This window comes from Proteiniphilum sp., from assembly GCF_040307845.1.
GTDB lineage: Bacteria > Bacteroidota > Bacteroidia > Bacteroidales > Dysgonomonadaceae > Proteiniphilum.
In genome coordinates, this window is the sequence record NZ_JAWRIS010000061.1 from 223,206 (window position 1) to 241,936 (window position 18,731).

General features: G+C 45.1%; 17 protein-coding genes, 2 tRNA genes and 1 pseudogene. 11 read left to right on the forward strand and 9 right to left on the reverse strand.

Features of this window, described 5'->3' with window-relative positions; translation table 11 throughout:
* Positions 1-31: 31 nt before the first annotated feature.
* Positions 32-583, forward strand: a complete 552-nt coding sequence (locus tag ABV001_RS15545; RefSeq protein ID WP_323424955.1) for a hypothetical protein — start codon at positions 32-34, stop codon at positions 581-583.
* Here ABV001_RS15545 and ABV001_RS15550 read toward each other — a convergent pair whose 3' ends face one another.
* From ABV001_RS15550 to ABV001_RS15580, 7 genes are all read right to left on the reverse strand, one after another.
* A complete protein-coding gene (locus ABV001_RS15550; RefSeq protein WP_352423655.1) occupies positions 584-1,870 on the reverse strand; it encodes a bifunctional folylpolyglutamate synthase/dihydrofolate synthase in 1,287 nt (428 codons plus the stop codon).
* A gap of 5 nt (positions 1,871-1,875) precedes the next feature.
* Positions 1,876-3,942 carry a dipeptidyl-peptidase 3 family protein gene (locus tag ABV001_RS15555; RefSeq protein WP_352423656.1) on the reverse strand — a complete coding sequence of 689 codons (2,067 nt, stop codon included), beginning with the start codon at positions 3,940-3,942 and terminating at the stop codon, positions 1,876-1,878.
* 86 nt (positions 3,943-4,028) lie between these two features.
* Complete coding sequence (gene purE / locus ABV001_RS15560) at positions 4,029-4,535, reverse strand: 5-(carboxyamino)imidazole ribonucleotide mutase (RefSeq protein WP_352423657.1); 507 nt, start codon at positions 4,533-4,535, stop codon at positions 4,029-4,031.
* Positions 4,532-4,912 (reverse strand): glycine cleavage system protein GcvH, encoded by a 381-nt coding sequence (gene gcvH / locus ABV001_RS15565; RefSeq protein ID WP_352423698.1) that lies wholly within the window; start codon positions 4,910-4,912, stop codon positions 4,532-4,534. Before gcvH ends, purE begins: the two co-directional genes overlap by 4 nt.
* 315 nt (positions 4,913-5,227) lie before the next feature.
* Positions 5,228-5,794 carry a hypothetical protein gene (locus ABV001_RS15570; protein WP_352423658.1) on the reverse strand — a complete coding sequence of 189 codons (567 nt, stop codon included), beginning with the start codon at positions 5,792-5,794 and terminating at the stop codon, positions 5,228-5,230.
* Between the two features lie 78 nt (positions 5,795-5,872).
* Complete coding sequence (rpoN, locus tag ABV001_RS15575) at positions 5,873-7,321, reverse strand: RNA polymerase factor sigma-54 (RefSeq protein WP_352423659.1); 1,449 nt, start codon at positions 7,319-7,321, stop codon at positions 5,873-5,875.
* 46 nt (positions 7,322-7,367) lie between these two features.
* Positions 7,368-7,685, reverse strand: a complete 318-nt coding sequence (locus ABV001_RS15580; RefSeq protein ID WP_352423660.1) for a hypothetical protein — start codon at positions 7,683-7,685, stop codon at positions 7,368-7,370.
* Between the two features lie 204 nt (positions 7,686-7,889).
* Here ABV001_RS15580 and ABV001_RS15585 point away from each other — a divergent pair, with 204 nt between their 5' ends.
* From ABV001_RS15585 to ltrA, 10 genes and pseudogenes are all read left to right on the forward strand, one after another.
* Positions 7,890-8,447 (forward strand): IS1096 element passenger TnpR family protein, encoded by a 558-nt coding sequence (locus ABV001_RS15585; RefSeq protein WP_352423661.1) that lies wholly within the window; start codon positions 7,890-7,892, stop codon positions 8,445-8,447.
* Positions 8,448-8,732: 285 nt separating this feature from the next.
* On the forward strand, positions 8,733-9,635 hold the full coding sequence (gene miaA / locus ABV001_RS15590) for a tRNA (adenosine(37)-N6)-dimethylallyltransferase MiaA (RefSeq protein ID WP_352423662.1): 903 nt from the start codon (positions 8,733-8,735) through the stop codon (positions 9,633-9,635).
* Between the two features lie 102 nt (positions 9,636-9,737).
* Positions 9,738-9,811, forward strand: a tRNA-Asn gene (locus ABV001_RS15595).
* Between the two features lie 30 nt (positions 9,812-9,841).
* Positions 9,842-9,915: transfer RNA gene (locus tag ABV001_RS15600), tRNA-Asn, on the forward strand.
* Positions 9,916-10,111: 196 nt separating this feature from the next.
* Positions 10,112-11,068 (forward strand): NAD(P)-dependent oxidoreductase, encoded by a 957-nt coding sequence (locus ABV001_RS15605; protein WP_352423663.1) that lies wholly within the window; start codon positions 10,112-10,114, stop codon positions 11,066-11,068.
* Positions 11,069-11,089: 21 nt separating this feature from the next.
* Positions 11,090-12,316, forward strand: a complete 1,227-nt coding sequence (locus ABV001_RS15610) for a M16 family metallopeptidase (RefSeq protein ID WP_352423664.1) — start codon at positions 11,090-11,092, stop codon at positions 12,314-12,316.
* A gap of 254 nt (positions 12,317-12,570) precedes the next feature.
* Entirely contained in the window at positions 12,571-13,185 is a 615-nt protein-coding gene (locus ABV001_RS15615) for a porin family protein (protein ID WP_352423665.1), read from the forward strand.
* Between the two features lie 165 nt (positions 13,186-13,350).
* Positions 13,351-14,802, forward strand: a complete 1,452-nt coding sequence (gene dacB, locus ABV001_RS15620) for a D-alanyl-D-alanine carboxypeptidase/D-alanyl-D-alanine endopeptidase (RefSeq protein WP_352423666.1) — start codon at positions 13,351-13,353, stop codon at positions 14,800-14,802.
* A 76-nt stretch (positions 14,803-14,878) separates the two neighbouring features.
* Positions 14,879-15,079, forward strand: coding sequence for a hypothetical protein (locus tag ABV001_RS15625; RefSeq protein ID WP_352423667.1), 201 nt, complete (start codon positions 14,879-14,881; stop codon positions 15,077-15,079).
* Between the two features lie 6 nt (positions 15,080-15,085).
* Positions 15,086-16,168, forward strand: a pseudogene (gene ltrA / locus ABV001_RS15630) (group II intron reverse transcriptase/maturase); the annotation flags it as partial.
* Between the two features lie 132 nt (positions 16,169-16,300).
* Here the strand turns inward: ltrA and bamJ are convergent.
* Both bamJ and ABV001_RS15640 read right to left on the reverse strand, forming a co-directional pair.
* On the reverse strand, positions 16,301-16,864 hold the full coding sequence (bamJ, locus tag ABV001_RS15635) for a BamJ family beta-barrel-assembly machinery protein (protein WP_352423668.1): 564 nt from the start codon (positions 16,862-16,864) through the stop codon (positions 16,301-16,303).
* Positions 16,865-16,882: 18 nt separating this feature from the next.
* Positions 16,883-18,427 carry a glycine--tRNA ligase gene (locus ABV001_RS15640; protein ID WP_352423669.1) on the reverse strand — a complete coding sequence of 515 codons (1,545 nt, stop codon included), beginning with the start codon at positions 18,425-18,427 and terminating at the stop codon, positions 16,883-16,885.
* Positions 18,428-18,731: the final 304 nt, after the last annotated feature.

An 18,731-nucleotide genomic window follows, 5' to 3' on the forward strand; every position in this document is an offset into this window, starting at 1 on the left:
CTCAATCTGAGGCACAATAATAAAAAACTATATGAGAAGAAATTTATTTAAAACAGCAATTGCTTCATTGCTTTTTGCCGTGGTGTTGCTTGGTGGCTATTCCTGCTCCGATGATGATCCTTATTATCCTGATGATTACCTGACTGAGGCACAGGTAAGGCGGATGATTGAAGAGGCGTTGAGACAGAATAACGAGGATATTGAATTTACGAAGTGGGAGATTGTGAATATAACAGTCGAAATGGGACATTGGAGTTGGAATGATGAAGTCAAACGTTATGAAGCAGTATATCAACTGCCCGAACTGAATGAAGATATTTATGAAATCGGTGCCGTGTTAGGATATGTTTTTATCGGTACCCAGAATGTGGATGAAGTGCAGAAATTGCTTCCTTACGTGCAATCTTACGATGACGTGGATCCTTCATATACCGAAACAATTAGTTTTGATATACAACTTAAAAAGGATGGTGAGTTGAAACCCTCGGTTGCATTCTTTATTCAGGCTTCAGACTTGTTTGGAGGAACAGAATTTGAGGGATCTCTCCCTCCTTATAATTTCCGTCTCGTGATGATTTGGTAATTAGGCAAACAGCGACAACGCATCCGCTACGATAAAGGAACTACCGCCGATGAAAATGAGATCGTTTTTATCGGCATTTTCTTTTGCCGCTTCTACGGCCTCTTTAACGCTGCTAAAACTTTTCCCATTTAATCCATGGGCTTCGGCCTGATTTGCCAGTATTTTTTCATTTAAGGCGCGCTCTACCGATGCCCTTGTAAAATAATAAATTGCTTTCTGAGGCAAAAGGGAAAGTACCGGTTCAATATCCTTGTCGTTTGCCATGCCAAATACGATATGGAGCCGATTGAAATTTTCTGATTGCAATTGTTCCGCCACATAGCGTATTCCGTGAGCGTTGTGTGCAATGTCGCAGATAATTTTCGGAGAAGTTTGTAGTTGTTGCCATCGTCCTGATAATCCGGTAATATGGGTTACGTTTGCGAACCCGTTATATACGGCTTCTTTTGGAATTTCATAGCCGGTTTCGAGGAGTACCTCTACCGCCGTCAAGACTGTCCGGGTATTTTTGTCCTGCGCCGGCCCTTTTAATCCACCCTTTACACCAGGATACCCGTCGGCGTTGAACAACCATCCACCTTCGCCTCTCTCTGTTTTGAAATTGTTCATATAAAGTTCTGCGAAGACAATAGGGGCACTTACGGATTGTGCCTTATCAATAAAAACCTGTGTTACGTCGGTACTTCCCATTTCTCCAATTACCACAGGGGTGTATGGTTTTATAATCCCTGCTTTTTCGGCAGCAATCTTCGGTAACGTATTACCCAACTGTTTCATGTGATCGAACCCGATATTGGTGATGATGCTGAGGTCGGGAGAAATGATATTGGTACTGTCGAGCCGTCCGCCCAGACCGACCTCAATCACAGCTACATCTACTTCTTGTTGGGCAAAGTAAAGGAAAGCCATCTCCATAGTCAACTCGAAAAACGAGGGCATGATAGGCTCGAACTGTTCTTTATACTGCTCCACAAAATCTATCACGAACTCACGGCTGATCACTTTACCGTTAACGCGGATTCTTTCTCTGAAGTCGACCAGGTGTGGAGAGGTGTATAATCCCACTTTGTAACCTGACTCCTGCAATATGGCCGCCAACAGGTGTGAAGTGGAACCCTTTCCGTTAGTTCCTCCCACATGTATAGTTTTATATCGACGATGAGGATGATCGAATATTTTATCCAATGCCAAGCTATTCTCAAGCCCGGGTTTATAAGCCTTATCGCCGATCCGTTGGTATTCGGGCATCTGGTGATAGAGGTAGTCTAATGTTTCGTTGTAAGTCACACCCGTCAATTCTTCAGGGGCAATACCGAGTATTGCCTTGAATAACGCAATTGTTGGTCCACATAGTTTTCGTCGTAAGAAATAGTTACATCCGTCACCTTGCCTTTGCTGTCGGTGACGAGTTTGTAGACAGGGTTCACAAATCCCTTATAGGGGGCGATATTCAGTGCCTCGTAGCGTGTCGACACTTCTTTATGCAGGCCGGCATTCACTTTTACGGCATATTTTTCCACCAGGTTCTTGCCTGCCCCGTAATCGCCTTCGGATTTGATACGTTGCACTTCTCCCAGTAATTCACCGAAGAGGGTACGCAGTTTATCATAATCGTTAATCACTATGTATGTCTTGCTATCGCGTTGTTGTAATTCCACTACATTATCCGCTTTCCCTTTCTCGATCACCCAGTTGGAGATCAATGCCCGGTTGCGCATGTGTGCCTCTTCTATATCCTTACCCGGCTGGATACGGGTGAGTTGTGTCATGGCACCATTCATAATGTAGTGATAGTATTCGGTTTTGTACGCTTCGTTGTCCGGTAGGAGTCCCAATTCCACCAATTTAGGGTCAGCCAGATAATAGAGGGCAAAAAGATCCGCTCTTGCTTCCTCCAGGGTGGAACCGTGTTCCTTGAGGGCATTTCCATCTACTCCCGGAAGTAGTTTGCCCGAACCATGTCCGAGGCATTCATGCAGGTCGGTGTGGAGGTTATCGGTTAGTGTGCCCTGTTTTTTAGCTTGTTCCCGTTCTGTGTCACTCCACATAAATTCCTCGTTGAAGCCGTTTCCTTCGGCTGCTTTATCGTAGGCAAAAGTGATATTGTCAATGGTCACCGATTTAGATCCATGGTCGCGCCGGATCCAGTCCGCATTGGGCAGGTTGATGCCGATCGGGGTGGCCGGGTAGCAGTCACCTGCCAGCATGGCAGCCGTGATTACTTTGGCTGATATTCCTTTTACTTCTTCTTTCCTGAAGCGATCGTCGACGGGAGAGTTATCTTCGAACCACTGGGCGTTTTCACTGATGATCCTGGTCCGCTCGGACGCTTCTTCACTCTTGAAGTTCACGATGGATTCCCATGTAGCCTTCATGCCGAGCGGGTCGGCATAGTTTTCGATAAACCCATTGACGAAATCGACACGTGAGCTGGTATCAGTTACCCATTTCACAGAGTAGTCGTCGAACGTTTTCAGGTCGCCCGTGCGATAATAAGAAATCAGCGTGTTGATTACCTCTTTCTGATGATCGTTCTCGGCGACTGCTGCCGCTTTTTCCAACCATCCGATAATACGTTCGATAGCCTTATCGTACATGCCTCCCAGTTTCCATACCTGTTCGGTGACAATGCCATCTTGTTTTACTACTTTACTGTTCAGGCCGTAGGACACCGGTGTATTGTCATTCGGATCCTTCATTGCGTTGTAGAAATCCTCTACCTCTTTCTGTGTCACTCCTTCGTAGAAGTTCACAGCCGAGGTTGCCACAATATCGACACCCGACGATTGGTTCATCCGTTTGGGCATGACAGTGGGGTCGAACATCACCGGAAGGATCTCATTGAGTGTTTCATCGGCAGCCATCCCGTCGCGGAAAGGCATACGTCCCGGGTCTACTCCTTTTACGATAGAAACGAAATATTCCTGTGGAAATTCGGGCAGGATCTTGTCTTCCGAATAATGATGGTGTATGCCGTTGGCCATCCATATCCTTTTCAGATAAGTCTCGAAATGTTTCCAGTTGTCGGACGATTTGTCGCCCATGTAGTTTTCGTAAACACCTTCGCAAACCCGACGGATAGTCAGGTTATACCGGTTGTGTTGATCCCAGAGGATATCACGTCCTTCGAGTGCGGCCTGCGATAAATAATAGACCAGTTCCTTCTGTTGCAGCGACAGGCTGTTGAAACCGGGGACAGGATAACGGAGTATCTCGATATCTGCAAACCGGTCTACTTTATATTCGAATGTACTATAATCGATACCGTCATCAGCCGGTGTCTGCTTGTCTGACTGGTTGCCATTGTTACAGGCTGCCAGCAGAAATAGGGAAGTGGACATAAGTAGTACCTTTCTCATCTTATTATTGATAGATTAATTACCAATTACCAATTACTTGCTAACCGAACGTTCAAACATATTATCTGCATTGGCATATTGGCATATTAGTTTGTTTTGAATTTATAAGAAACGGAAGCCAGCTCCTGGTTCGCCTTGGTGATCTTATTTTTCAGGCTAACTTTATAATCTTCCAGTTTTTTCTGTGCCGACTCATCGCCTGTAGAGATCATTTGCAGTGCCAGGATAGCTGCATTCAACGCACCATTGATTCCGACGGTTGCCACCGGAATACCGGGAGGCATTTGTACGATAGCGAGTAGCGCGTCCATTCCATCGAGAGATGAATTGATGGGCACGCCAATGACGGGTAGGGTAGTCATCGAAGCAATTACCCCCGGAAGATGTGCTGCCATACCGGCTGCCGCAATAATTACCTTGATCCCTTTGTCCTTAGCACCCTTTGCAAATTTTTCCACCTCTTCGGGTGTCCGGTGCGCAGAAAGGGCATTCATTTCGAAAGGGATTTCCATTTCATTGAGGAACTGGGCTGCTTTTTCCATTACGGGCAGATCGGATGTGCTGCCCATAATAATACTTACTAATGGAGTCATTTTCCGATAAATTCTTTGTATTCGGTGGCTGACATTAACTCCGACAGTTCATCGGCATTTTGGAGGGCTACCCTGATGATCCACCCGTCTCCGAAGGGATCGCTGTTCACCAGCTCCGGAGCGTCTTCCAGCTTGCTGTTCACTTCCAATACTTCACCTCCGACAGGCATCATCAGGTCAGATACGGTCTTCACGGCTTCAATACTTCCAAAAACTTCTCCCAAATCGAGAGTTTCCCCTTCCGTTGTCACATCCACATAGACAATTTCACCCAATTCACCTTGCGCAAAATCGGTAATTCCGACGTATGCTTCGTTGCCTTCTACCCTTACCCATTCATGATCGGAAGAGTACTTTACATTTTCAGGAAAATTCATCATAATTCAAATTTTAAAAATATTTATTTGTATACTACTGCCATTTTTTTCGTCACTCGGAACGTTACAAACCTGTTTACCTTTCTTTGTACTCGTTCACGAGATACTTCACCACCTTTCGCTTTGCGCAATCTGCTACCGCCCGGCAAATTTAAGTAAACTTACGTTGTCTTCGCTTACTCGCAGATTTCCACTCAACCACTTAGGCACCTGTCCACCTGTCCACTTAGGCACTTAGGCACCTCATTTAGGCACTTAGGCACCTATCCACTTAGGCACCTAGGCACCTGTCCACTTAGGCACCTAACCACCTAATCAGTAACGTGCTCCTATCCATACGAAAACGAATGATAGGCAAAATCCCAATAAAAATCCTGCAATCACCTGGGCAAGGGTGTGGCGTTTGAGTATAAGCCTCGATGTACCTACCAGTCCGGCGATGATAAACAGTCCCATAAACATAAAATAGGGATTGGAATGCTCCACGAAGTAGCTTACCGACATGGCACCCCCGATGAGACCGCCAATACCGAACATGTGCGCGCTGATTTTCCATTTCAACGTGATAAGGATAGCCACCATCATGATGGCGACTGTGGAGACCATGACCATCAAAAACCATGTAGGCATACGCATCCTGTAATAGAAAAAGATCATTACAGAATAGGAAATTAATGTGATCACATAAGGATAGATGCGTTCGCTGCGTATCTTCAGTGACAGGTCGGAAATAATTCCCATCTTAAAGAGCACGAAAATAAGGATAGCCGGTATAGCAAATGAAAAGAGGGCTACCGGAGTAATTATCAACCAGAACTGCTGCAGATAGTGTGTCCCAAAGTAAGTATATACAAACAGGAGCATCACTGCGTATATGGGCATCAGCAGGGGTTGAAATATTGTGGAGATTAGGTGTGCGATAGACTTCATCCTGTAATAAGCAGTTTTGAATTGACAAAGTTATATTTTTTTTCTTAATCGTGCCACAGGAATATTCAATTGTTCTCTATATTTTGCAACAGTACGGCGAGCGATCACATATCCCTTTTCGTTGAGTATCTTCGTAAGTTGGTCGTCCGTGATCGGTTTGACGGGATTTTCATTGTCGATGCTTTCTTTGAGAATCAATTTCACCTCTCTCGAAGAGATATCTTCCCCGGTATTGGTTTGCATCGCTTCCGAGAAGAAGAATTTGAGCGGATAAATACCGGTATTGGTTTGTACATACTTGCTATTGCTTACCCGGGAAACGGTTGATATGTCGAATCCGGTTCTTTCGGCCACATCTTTCAGGATCATGGGTTTGAGCTGGGTTTCATCCTCCGTCAGAAAAAAATCATATTGCAGGCTTACAATCGCTTCCATAGTGCGTTGCAGGGTATTCTGCCGTTGTTTCACCGCATCGATGAACCATTTGGCGGAGTCTACTTTCTGTTTCATGAAGAGAATGGCTTGTTTATCATCGTTTGACATGCTTTCCTTGTTTTCGTTGTATCCCTTGAGCATCTCCGAGAAAGAGCGGTTCACCTGCAGGTTCGGGACATTGTTGTTGTTGAGTTGGATGGAGACCTCTCCATTATAAGAATCCACGATAAAATCGGGCGTGATATTGTTCATCACTGTTTGCATCGTACCTCCGAGTGCATTTCCCGGTTTTGGATTCAGGGAGACAATCTCACTGATGGCTTCACGTAGTTCGTCCTGTGAGATATTCATCTGCCGGGTGATCTTATCGTAGTGCTTTCGGGAAAATTCTTCGAAATAGTTTGAAAGGATATCTTTGGCATGTTCTACCGCCGGAGTGGATTCATATCTCTCCAATTGAAGCAGCAGGCATTCTTTCAGATTGCGGGCTCCCACGCCGGCCGGTTCCAGGTCCTGGATTTCATACAGCACATCCTCCACTTGCAGGGGAGATGCCTCCAGCTGTTGCTGAAACAACAAGTCGTCGGAGATCGATTGCAGGTCGCGTTGCAGATAACCATTCTCATCGAGATTACCGATAATATATTCAGCAATCAACTGTCTGTGATCATCCAGTTGCAATAATCCGATCTGTTCCTGTAAGGCATCACTCAATGATTGATCGTCATAATAACTGATTTCAACAATGTTGGTCTCATTTTTCCGGTCGCTTCCGTTCAACCGGTAATCCGGTATGTCATCTTCTGAGGCGTAGTCGCCAAGTATGATCTCTTCCTGCGATAAAATATCTTCCGTGGTTTCATTGTTCACCTCCTCGTCGGCAGGGTCTGGGTCCGAGACTTCCAGGGCGGGATTATCTTCTAACTCCTGTTTGATGCGGTCTTCCACCTCTAAGGAGTTGAGTTCCACCAATTTTATCACCTGCATTTGCAGAGGTGAAAGACGTTGTGTTTGTTTTAGTTCCTGTTGTTGTTTCAGAGCCATAAACGCAGTTGAAATAGTCTAAACTTGGAGGCAAAGATAATAAATTCTATTCCATAAAACAATCATCATAACCTGCCTGGCAAGTAAGAGGCGCAAGGGCGTATGAATCATATTCATCATAAGCCGGGCCCGGTATTCCGTTGATCACGACAATTCTGTCGAGACGTACCTGATCATTGTTTTCAAAGCGCAGAAAATGGCCCTCTTTTCCCTGGTCCTCAACACCCGTGATTTTTCCACGTGACTCTTCCAGCTTAGGCTCACCGGCAAAAGCAAAATAAATCACCCTCGCGTCGTCTTTTTCCATCTCCCTTTCAAAAATTTCAAAATAACCGGGGTCTACAGGCATATATTTTGGTTTCATATCTTTTTTTAATTCTTCCATTTTACTATTAGTGGTCTTTATAAAACAATTGCTTTATGTTTTAGGTTCATCCATAATATAGGTTCATTCGTTGTCGGTAGTGTTGTCGGTGGTGTTATCGGGTAAAAATAATTACTGCAATGTGAAAAATTAAAACTTTTTATTACCTTTGAAATGTAAACAATGCATAAAACAAGAATCACAATGATATTCAAGTTCCTAATCCTGTCAGATGAAGTAGATAACTTCAAGAGAGAAATTAAAATTGATGCGGATGCCACGTTCCTGGATTTTTATAATGCCATCATTGAGGCCACCAGGTTCAGTAATAAAGAAATGGCGTCGTTCTTCCTTTGTGACGATAAATGGCGTAAGAAACAAGAAATCACTCTGGTGGAAATGGATACCTATTCAGATGAAGATTCTTATATAATGGAAGAGTGCGTCCTGGGCGATTATCTGGAAGATGAAAAACAAAAACTAATGTTCGTGTTCGATTATTTTAATGAGCGCGCATTGTTTATTGAGTTGTCGGAGCTTATTCCCGGAAAGAACTTAAAAAAACCGGTCTGTACCCTTTCAATGGGAGAAGCACCGGAGCAGATCGTGAATATCGAAGATCTGAAAACAGATACTGTTTCATTGGACACGGGTGAAACTTTTTATGGCGATGAAAGTTTTGAACTGGATGAGTTGGACAGGGAAGGGTTCGAGGGATTGGACGACACTCTGCCAGAACCGGACACAAACGACCTGTACTAATTCGGCTTCGCCAATTCCATTGTTATTCGGCTTCGCCAATTCCATTGTTATTCGGCTTCGCCGTTATTCGCACTTCGTGCGTTATTCGCTTCGCTGTTATTAGTGCTTCGCACGTAGCTCAAATACAACTGAATATTTGCGATAAGCGAGCACAGAGTTTACTATGTCGAGCGCAGCAAATATCTAAATTTACAAGGTAAATTTGAATAACAACCGAATAACAACCGAATAACAACCGAATAACAACCGAATAACAACCGAATAACAACCGAATAACAACCGAAAATGAACAAGCTTCTCGTGCTACTTGGCCCGACAGGCGTGGGAAAGACCGAGTGGAGCCTGCGTATTGCCCGAGCATTGGGATGCCCCGTTATATCGGCCGATTCGCGTCAGATCTACAGGGGAATGACCATTGGCACGGCAGCACCCACCTCCGCTCAATTGAAACAAGTGCCGCACTATTTCGTGGGGGTACTTTCCCCGGAAGATTATTATAGTGCCAGTGAATATGAACAAGATGCCCTTTCCTTGCTTCGGGAATTGTATGAGCAATATCCGGTGGTGGTGATGGCGGGTGGTTCCATGCTGTATATTGATGCTGTCTGCAAAGGGATTGACGATATCCCTACTATTGATGAAACACTTCGGGGGGAATTGCAGGAACTTTACCGGAAAGAGGGGCTCGATCCCATACGGCAGCAGTTGAAGATACTTGATCCTGTTTTTTATAATGAGGTGGATTTGAAAAATCCCAAACGGGTGATCCATGCCTTGGAGATATGTCTGATGGCCGGGAAGCCTTATTCGTCTCTTCGCACTAATCCCAGAAAAGAACGGCCGTTCCGGATTGTGAAAGTCGGTTTTACCCGTGACCGAGAGGAATTATACGACCACATCAATTGCCGTGTCGATCAAATGATCGAGGATGGCCTGGTCGGGGAGGCAAGAGGTTTCTATCCGCAACGTCATCTGAATTCACTCAACACGGTAGGGTATAAAGAACTTTTTGATTATTTCGACGGGAAATGTACACTTGAATTTGCCATAGGAAAGATCAAGCAGCATTCCCGTAATTACGCCCGCAAGCAGCTTACCTGGTTCAAAAAGGACAAAGAAACGACCTGGATCAACTTGTCCGATGAAAGTGCAGAGGTAATGGAACGGGTGATGAGCCTGTTAAAATAGCATCATCCGGTTTCTATCCGGGGTAACATAATTTTTTTTAGGAGTTATTGGTTTATTCGGAAAATTATACTACTTTTGCATCGCTTTTCAGCAAAGAAAAATTCTTCCTTAGCTCAGTTGGTTAGAGCATCTGACTGTTAATCAGAGGGTCCTTGGTTCAAGTCCAAGAGGAAGAGCGAGAAAGTGGATTTTTGAAGTAAATATATTCTTCCTTAGCTCAGTTGGTTAGAGCATCTGACTGTTAATCAGAGGGTCCTTGGTTCAAGTCCAAGAGGAAGAGCGGAAAACGGGTCGGAAGGCTCGTTTTTTTGTTTTAATGTGCCAATATGCCAATGCGAATAGTATGCCAACATGCCAATATGATTAATATTTTAATTTTCTTGCAATTTAATTGGTATATTGACTAATTCGCACATTATTAAAGTCTTGGTTCTTGGTTCTAACAGTCTTTACTCTTTACTCTTTATTCTGAAGATATGAAAAAAGTATTAATAGCATATCGGCTAAAATCGGAAGGGCTGAAAGCGCTGGAAGGGAAATATGATGTTACCCTGCCTGTTGATAAATCGTATTTCAGCAAAGAAGAAGTTCTGGGTATAATCTCTGATTATGAGGTGCTTGTGCCTAATTTCAGTTTCTATACCGATAAGGAGATCATGGACAGGGCGGTGAAACTGGAGTTGATCTCTAACTGGGGTGTGGGGTTTAACAATATCGATGTGGATTATGCTACCCAAAAAGGCATTGTGGTCACCAATATCCCCAATAGTACGCGTGAGCCGACGGCCGAGTTTGCTTTTGCGCTTTTATTGGCTGCCGGACGCCGTATCGGTTATTATGACCGGAAATTGCGCACTCCTGAAGGGGTAAGCTGGGGAGTGTATGCCGAGAGCGGGATGCAGGTGCATGGAAAAATATTGGGTATCATCGGGATGGGGCGTATCGGGCAATCATTGGCACGGCGTGCGGTAGCATCGGGCATGGAAATCATCTATCATAATCGCCACCGTTTGGATGAAATTATCGAGCAACCATACAAGGCCCGGTATGTATCATTCGAGGAACTGCTGAAAACGGCTGATTATATTTCGCTGAATGCACCTTATACTTCTCAAACGCACCACATGATAGGTGAAGAGCAACTCAATATGATGAAACCCACTACTGTGTTTATCAATACTGCGCGTGGCAGTATGGTGGACGAAAGAGCACTGGCAAAAGCGTTGAAAGAAAACAGGATTTGGGCTGCCGGACTGGATGTGTTCGAGAATGAACCGCATATCCTTCCGGAATTGCTGGAGCTTGATAATGTGGTGCTTGCACCTCATGCCGCGACCAAGACAATAGAGGACCGTATCAACATGTCGGTTGAGATGACGCAGAATATTGTGGGATTTTATGAAGGAACTTACCCTGTATCACGGGTGAATTGAGAGGGGAGAGGATTATAAATAATGGTACAGACACACACTTTATTGAACGGTTTACGTGTTATCCATCGTTCTTTCCCATCCGACATATCTTATTGCGGCATTGCAGTGAATACCGGAACCAGGGATGAATTTCCCGGTGAGCACGGTATGGCCCATTTTGTGGAGCACATGCTCTTCAAGGGCACGCAAAAGCGCAGGGCACACCATATTGTCAACCGGATGGAGGATGTGGGAGGAGAGCTCAACGCATACACGGCAAAGGAAGAGACATTTATTTATGCTGCCTTCCCGGGTGAATATTTATCCCGGGCGGTGGAATTGTTGGGCGATATTGTTTTTCATTCCCAATTTCCTTTGCGGCAGATAGAGAAGGAACGGGAAGTGATCATCGATGAGATTCTGTCATACGACGATTCTCCCTCGGAATTAATCTATGATGATTTTGAAAATATGGTATTTGCCGGACATGATTTGGGGCACTATATACTGGGCAATCCGGAGACGCTGCAATCATTCAGTACCGGAAATATAAAACGTTTTACGGAGAGGCAATACCGCCCGGATAAGATGGTTTTTTTCTCTTTTGGAAAAACTCCCTTTTCAAAGGTGGTACGTTTGACGGAAAAATATTTTTCATCCGCGTCTAATCCGTCCAACGGAGCATTCCCCCCAAAACAGCGTACATCTCCAGGTATCCTTGTTCCTGCAAGGCAAGAGATCCGGAAAGACACTTCCCAGTCGCATGTGGTAACGGGTTGGAGGACTTTCAATATGCATCATCCCGACAAGTATGTATTGTATATGATCAATCATATATTGGGTGGAGAGAGCCTGAACAGCCGGCTCAATGTGTCGCTCAGGGAAAAGCACGGATTGGTCTACCATGTGGAATCAAACGTTACCCTCTATTCCGATACAGGTTTGTTCACTGTGTATTTTGCCTGCGACCCTAAGTACAAAGAAAAGTGCCTGCGACTGGTCAACAAAGAGATAGAGAAGATCCTGCAGACCGAACTGACTCCCACACAACTCATGCGGGCCAAACGGCAATGGAAGGGACAGATGGGAATTGCTGCGGAGAATCATGAAAACAGTGCGTTGGCGATGGGAAAGGCCTTTCTGCATTTCGACCGCTATACGCCGTTGAACGATCTCTTCCCCAAAATCGACCCGATCACAGCGCGGGAGATCAGGGAAGTTGCCAATGAAATCTTCTCAACACCTCCTTTTGAGTTGAGTTATGTATGATCAGATGTAATTTATCATATTTTGGTGATTGGATAGCAAAAATAATGAATAAATATGAAAAAGAATTGTTGTAGAGTGTTCTCTCCTATAATTTTTACATTTGGTACATATATGATCAAACAATTTGGGGCTGTCGGATGTTTTATGCTGTAGTATTTAAACCATTTTTGAAAGATGTAGTCTGAATGCAAACGAAGACATGATCTTCCAATAACGAACTAACTAATTAAATTTTTAACTAAAAAAGTGAAATTATGAAGAAAATTACATTCTCGCTGATCGTGGCAATGCTTGTTGCTGTAACGTCAGTAAGTGCACAACAGCTATACCTTGGCGTAAAAGGAGGTATAAACTTGTCAAACTTTAGTGGTGATCTTGACGATGCGGATGCAAAGGTCGGTTTCAACATAGGATTGGCTGCCGATTATGAATTTATGTTCAACCATGCCATCCAAACAGGATTGTTTTTCACGACGAAAGGTGCGAAATACGAAGGGGATCTTGGTGAGGTATCCGGAAAGCTTACGATGAACCCCATGTATCTGCAACTTCCGGTACATTATGCTTATAAGCTCGATGTCTCTCCCGGCACCCGTCTTGTTTTCCATGCCGGTCCTTACATGGCAGTGGGTGTAGGCGGAAAAGTAAAGGTTAAAGCAAGCGGTTCCTCTGCTGAAGTCAGTGATGATTTTTTCCAGGATGGCGCTTTCAAACGTTTTGATGCCGGTTTAGGTCTTGGCGTAGGTGCCGAATTCGGTCCGCTTTTGCTGGATCTCGGTTGGGATATGGGGTTGACAAATATCTCCGATATCAGTGGTGCGGATGCCAAAAATCAGAATGCTTACCTCACTGTAGGATATAGATTCTGATCATAAGCAGAAAACAGATTATATAAGCGGATGGCTCTCCAAAGGAGTCATCCTTTTTTATTGGCCGCCCGGCATGAACGGTAAATTGAAAATATGTAATGAAAATTGTGACTTTAGTTGTGATTAATTTATATATTTGACTCATCGAGATAAAATGAGGTGATTATGAAAAAATATCTCTTTTTTGCTATTTTTCTTTTGACAACCGTATTTGGCTACTCACAGTCGCAGACGGCATTGCAGCGTTTTATCAGTCATCCCGCACTGAAGCATGCTTCTGTAGGTGTGTCGGTGGTGGAGCTTGAAAGCGGCCAGCGTATCGTTTCGCACGATGCAGGGAAATCACTTACTCCGGCATCCATTCTTAAATTGATCACTACCGCCACAGTCCTGGAGACATTGGGAGATAATTACCGTTATAAGACCGAACTGGCACTCGATGCCGATGATCCGTCGCGTATCTTGGTTTTCGGTGTCGGAGATCCTACGCTGGGAAGCGAGGCGTTCGGGGAAAATAAGAATGCTTTTTTTATCCATTGTGCCGATGCCCTTGGAAAGGCACTTCCCAAAGACAGGGAGTATTCCATTTACGTGGTGGATAACCTCTTTGGGTATGACGGCATTGCGCCCGGATGGACCTGGATAGATATGGGAAACTATTATGCCGCGGGGGCTTATGGTATCAGTGTTTTCGATAATAGTTACCGGTTGTTTTTTAATACTCTCGACAGGAGCAGTTGCCCGCGGATCCTTCGTACAGAACCGGAGATCAAAGGGCTTACCTTCCGGAATTCGCTTTCACTGAACAATAGCGGACAGGATAACGGATATATTTATGGCGTTCCTTTCTCTTACGACAGGGAGGTGAGGGGTAATATCCCGGGCGGTAGGACGGAATTCAGTATCAAGGGCGATATTCCCGATCCGGGTATGTTGCTGGGTGAAACACTGGCTGACTATCTTTCCCGTGCGGGTTTCAGGATCGAGAAGATTGAAACCGCACGTAACGACTATCTCTCGGGAGTTTGTAGGGTGGAACGCAGGAAAACAGGTTATCGTGCCGGAAAAGTGGTCTTCACGCAGACATCTCCTCCCTTGAAAGAGATCATCCGGGAGGTAAATGTGGAGAGTAATAATCATTATGCGGAACATCTGATCCGTACTTTGGGGCGCTACAGCAAAGGAGATATCTACGCCGATCCGTTAGAGGCAGGCATTGAATATGTAGAAGAGTTTTGGAAAGGAAAAGGGACTGCCACCTCCTCATTGCAGATGTATGATGGTTGCGGACTGGCACCACAGAATGCAATAGCACCGCAGTTACTGACCGATTTATTGGTATATATGTACAACCGAAGCGATTATTCCAATGCTTTTCTTCAATCATTGCCCAAGGCAGGGCAGGAGGGTACAGTCCGTAGTTTTCTCCGGAACACGAAACTAAACGGGAAAGTTTTCGTGAAGAGCGGCAGCATCGGAGGGGTACAGTGTTTTGCGGGTTACCTGATCGATGGAAATAAAAAATATGCGTTTGCCGTGATGGTGAACAAGTTCAATGGTACACGTCCCCAGGTCAGGAGCGCTATCGAGCAGTTTTTAACCGGAATATCCCTATAAATAGGGGCATTTCGAGAAAAAAATCCCAATTTTAAGGGATTGAAATCATTGTGCTGAGGCAGTAATTTTGTAAAAAATGCATGTACAAGATGAAATCTCAGAATCAAACCTCCATATTCAATTTATTAAGGGGCTATATGGGAAAGAAAGGAATTTTGATGCCTTTTTCCATTACGCTCTCGGTTTTGGGAAACCTGGTAGGGATATTGCCGTTCGTATGCGTATGGCTGATTATCCGCCTGTTATTCACGGAAGGAACCGCTGCCTCGGGCAATGAAATTGTCCGGTACGCCGGGTGGAGATACCGAAAGGAAACGGTCAGACCCGTCCCCTTGGTATCCCGACGGTCGTCGACCGTCTGGTTCAACAATCCATATCCCAAGTCCTCACGCCGATGTATGAAAGGGAGTTCAGCGAAAGCAGTTATGGCTTCCGCCCCAAACGTGGCTGCCATGACGCCCTGCGGAAAGCGCAACGCCACATCAATTCGGGCTACAAATATGTCGTTGACCTCGATCTGGAGAAATTCTTCGACACGGTCAGCCATAGCCGCCTGATAGAGGTGCTGTCACGGAAGATCCGTGACGGGAGGGTGATTTCCCTGATCCACAAGTATCTCCTTGCGGGAGTGCAGGTGGGTAACCGCTACGAGGAGAGCCGTGCCGGCGTACCCCAGGGCGGTCCGTTAAGTCCATTGTTGGGCAACATCATGCTCGATGAACTGGATAAGGAGCTGGAAAGGCGTGGACACCCGTTCGTGCGCTATGCTGATGATTGCATGATCTTCTGTAGGAGCGAACGGGCGGCTGAAAGGACAAGGGATAGCATCATCCGCTTCATAGAAGGCCGACTTCATTTGCGGGTCAACCGTGAGAAGACGAAAGTCGGCTATATAAGGGGAATGAAATTTCTCGGGTATAGTTTCTATGTCCATTCGGGAGAATGCCGCCTGTCGGTTCACCCCAAAAGTATCGAGAAGTTTAAAGCAAAACTTAAAGAACTTACGGGTCGGAGCAATGGCATGGGGTATGCCGGGCGCAAGGAATCGTTGCGCCACTTCATCATGGGCTGGCTTGAATACTTCAAGCTGGCTGACATGAAGAGCAAGCTCCAAGAGATGGACATGTGGTATCGCCGCCGGTTACGGATGTGTATCTGGAAGAACTGGAAAAGGGTAATCACCCGGTTCAGAAACCTCATGAAGTGTGGAATAGACAAGTATCAGGCATGGCAATGGGCAAACACCCGCAAGGGTTATTGGCACATATCCAATAGCTGGGTTCTTGGACGTGCACTGAACAATGATAATCTGAGACGGGCAAACTATCCACTGTTAATAGACTGTTACAGCAAAGTCGTATCGTAAGTAAGGAACCGCCGCCTACGGAACCGTACGGGCAGGTGGTGTGAGAGGTCGGAAAATAAAGTAGGAGGAACTACTTTATTTTCCTCCTACTCGATTAATTTCACAAAAGACTTGCGGTCTCTGCTTGACGAGTTATTTTACAATACTGACCAGTTCAATTTCAAAAACCAGGGTAGTGTAGGCGGGGATGGTTCCGGAACTGTTTCCTGAGGATCCATAAGCCAGTTTCCAGGGAATCCATATTTCCCATTTATCTCCTACCTGCATATGTTGCAGTGCCGTTGAAAATCCTTCTATGATATATGAAACCTGTGGATTGATGGCGAACGTGCTGGGAATATTGTTCCTGTTTTCTGTGGAGTCGAAGATGTATTTGTTGGTGATGGTCTCTCCTTTATCATTAGGATAGGTATCGGGCAAAGACCAGTCACGTTTGAACCAGCCAGTGTAAAGCACTCTCACCTTATCGGTAAAATAAGGTATCTCCCCGTCCCCGGCCTCAATCTCCTTGTACATGATATAGCCACTGGTTGATGTTGTATTGATCCGGGTGTACTCCGAATCGGCAGTAATTTTCGCGAACTGTGCTTCATTATCTATTTTCCATTGATCGTCGAATGTTTCCGTATCATCGTCGCATGAAGCAAAAAGTATAAGTGCGCAGAGGCTGAAAATCAGTGATAGTTGTTTCTTCATTGTGGTGGTTTTTATGCTTTATACTGACAGTTGTTTCAGTAAATTCTTCATATCTGTCCTTTCGGCGATAGTGCGTTGCAGGGAATCGATAGAAACCCTTTCCTGTTCCATCGTGTCGCGGTAACGGACAGTTACCGTATTGTCTTCGAGCGTCTGATGGTCGATGGTGGCACAGAAGGGAGTGCCAACGGCATCCTGGCGACGGTAACGCTTGCCGATGCTGTCTTTCTCGTCATATTGACAGGCGAAACTGAATCTGAGGTCGTCCATAATCTCACGCGCTTTCTCGGCCAGACCATCTTTTTTAACCAGCGGCAATATGGCCAACTTGACCGGCGCCAGGGTAGGGGGAAGCTTCAGCAATACTCGGGTCTCACCACCTTCCAGTGTCTCTTCGTGATAAGAACCGGCAAGGATCGAAAGGAACATCCTGTCCACCCCGATAGACGTTTCCACCACATAGGGCACATACGATTTTCCCTGTTCCGGGTCGAAGTATTGTATCTTTTTACCGGAATATTTTTCGTGTTGGCTCAGGTCGAAATCGGTGCGGGAGTGAATTCCCTCCACCTCCTTAAAGCCGAACGGCATCTCAAACTCTATGTCGGTGGCGGCATTGGCATAGTGTGCCAGCTTGTCATGGTCGTGGAACCGGTATTTCTCCGCTCCGAATCCCAACGCCTGGTGCCATTTCATGCGAAGCTGTTTCCACTGCTCAAACCATTTCAATTCTTCACCGGGAGCCACAAAGAATTGCATCTCCATCTGTTCGAATTCGCGCATGCGGAAGATGAACTGACGGGCCACGATTTCGTTGCGAAACGCTTTCCCTATTTGAGCGATACCAAACGGTATCTTCATACGTCCCGTTTTTTGCACATTCAGGAAGTTCACGAAGATGCCCTGTGCCGTTTCGGGACGAAGGTATACCTTCATTGCTCCGTCGGCTGTCGATCCCATTTCGGTGGAGAACATCAGGTTGAACTGGCGCACTTCCGTCCAGTTGCGCGTGCCGCTGATGGGGCACACGATCTCGCAATCGATAATGATCTGGCGCAGTTCTTCCAGATTATTGTCATTCAGCGCTTTGGCAAAACGGGTGTGGATTTCGTCCCGTTTCTGCCGGTTTTCCAGTACACGGGGATTGGTCTCGCGGAACATAGCTTCGTCGAACTGGTCGCCGAACCGTTTTGCGGCTTTCTGTACTTCTTTTTCTATTTTTTCGTCATATTTGGCGAGATGGTCTTCAATCAATACGTCGGCACGGTATCGTTTTTTACTGTCTCGGTTATCGATGAGCGGATCGTTGAAAGCATCCACATGTCCCGATGCTTTCCAGATGGTGGGATGCATAAAAATGGCGGAATCAATCCCCACCACATTCTCGTGAAGTAGTACCATACTGTCCCACCAGTATTTTTTGAGGTTGTTTTTCAGTTCAACACCCATCTGCCCGTAATCATATACGGCGCTCAACCCGTCATAGATCTCACTCGACTGGAATACAAACCCGTATTCTTTACAATGCGATACCAGTTTCTTAAAAACGTCGTCCTGTGCCATAAACTCTTATTATTTCAGCCTGCAAAGTAAACTTTTTTTTTCCATATTCCAGCTATCATTGTTCTTAAAGATAAATAATGATGGGCTACAGGAGAAATGCTACGCAGAAAAATAGTACCTTTGCCATCGTTGAAAATTAAAAGTTAAGAATTAATTAAGAATTAATTAAGAATTAAGAATTAAGAATTAAGAATTAAGAATTAAAAGTTGGAAGTGAAGAAGTATAAGAAGTAGAGAATCTCAAATTTTCACTATTCATTTTTCACTATTCACTATTCACTATTCACTATTCATTATTCATTAT

What these genes read in the sequence shown, in the direction of transcription:
- ABV001_RS15545 (WP_323424955.1), top strand. Translation starts at nt 32, where the DNA reads ATGAGAAGAAATTTATTTAAAACAGCAATTGCTTCATTGCTTTTTGCC.
- ABV001_RS15555 (WP_352423656.1), bottom strand. Translation starts at nt 3,942, where the DNA reads ATGAGAAAGGTACTACTTATGTCCACTTCCCTATTTCTGCTGGCAGCC.
- purE (WP_352423657.1), bottom strand. Translation starts at nt 4,535, where the DNA reads ATGACTCCATTAGTAAGTATTATTATGGGCAGCACATCCGATCTGCCC.
- gcvH (WP_352423698.1), bottom strand. Translation starts at nt 4,912, where the DNA reads ATGAATTTTCCTGAAAATGTAAAGTACTCTTCCGATCATGAATGGGTA.
- ABV001_RS15570 (WP_352423658.1), bottom strand. Translation starts at nt 5,794, where the DNA reads ATGCCCATATACGCAGTGATGCTCCTGTTTGTATATACTTACTTTGGG.
- rpoN (WP_352423659.1), bottom strand. Translation starts at nt 7,321, where the DNA reads ATGGCTCTGAAACAACAACAGGAACTAAAACAAACACAACGTCTTTCA.
- ABV001_RS15580 (WP_352423660.1), bottom strand. Translation starts at nt 7,685, where the DNA reads ATGAAACCAAAATATATGCCTGTAGACCCCGGTTATTTTGAAATTTTT.
- ABV001_RS15585 (WP_352423661.1), top strand. Translation starts at nt 7,890, where the DNA reads ATGATATTCAAGTTCCTAATCCTGTCAGATGAAGTAGATAACTTCAAG.
- miaA (WP_352423662.1), top strand. Translation starts at nt 8,733, where the DNA reads ATGAACAAGCTTCTCGTGCTACTTGGCCCGACAGGCGTGGGAAAGACC.
- ABV001_RS15605 (WP_352423663.1), top strand. Translation starts at nt 10,112, where the DNA reads ATGAAAAAAGTATTAATAGCATATCGGCTAAAATCGGAAGGGCTGAAA.
- ABV001_RS15610 (WP_352423664.1), top strand. Translation starts at nt 11,090, where the DNA reads ATGGTACAGACACACACTTTATTGAACGGTTTACGTGTTATCCATCGT.
- ABV001_RS15615 (WP_352423665.1), top strand. Translation starts at nt 12,571, where the DNA reads ATGAAGAAAATTACATTCTCGCTGATCGTGGCAATGCTTGTTGCTGTA.
- dacB (WP_352423666.1), top strand. Translation starts at nt 13,351, where the DNA reads ATGAAAAAATATCTCTTTTTTGCTATTTTTCTTTTGACAACCGTATTT.
- ABV001_RS15625 (WP_352423667.1), top strand. Translation starts at nt 14,879, where the DNA reads ATGCATGTACAAGATGAAATCTCAGAATCAAACCTCCATATTCAATTT.
- bamJ (WP_352423668.1), bottom strand. Translation starts at nt 16,864, where the DNA reads ATGAAGAAACAACTATCACTGATTTTCAGCCTCTGCGCACTTATACTT.
- ABV001_RS15640 (WP_352423669.1), bottom strand. Translation starts at nt 18,427, where the DNA reads ATGGCACAGGACGACGTTTTTAAGAAACTGGTATCGCATTGTAAAGAA.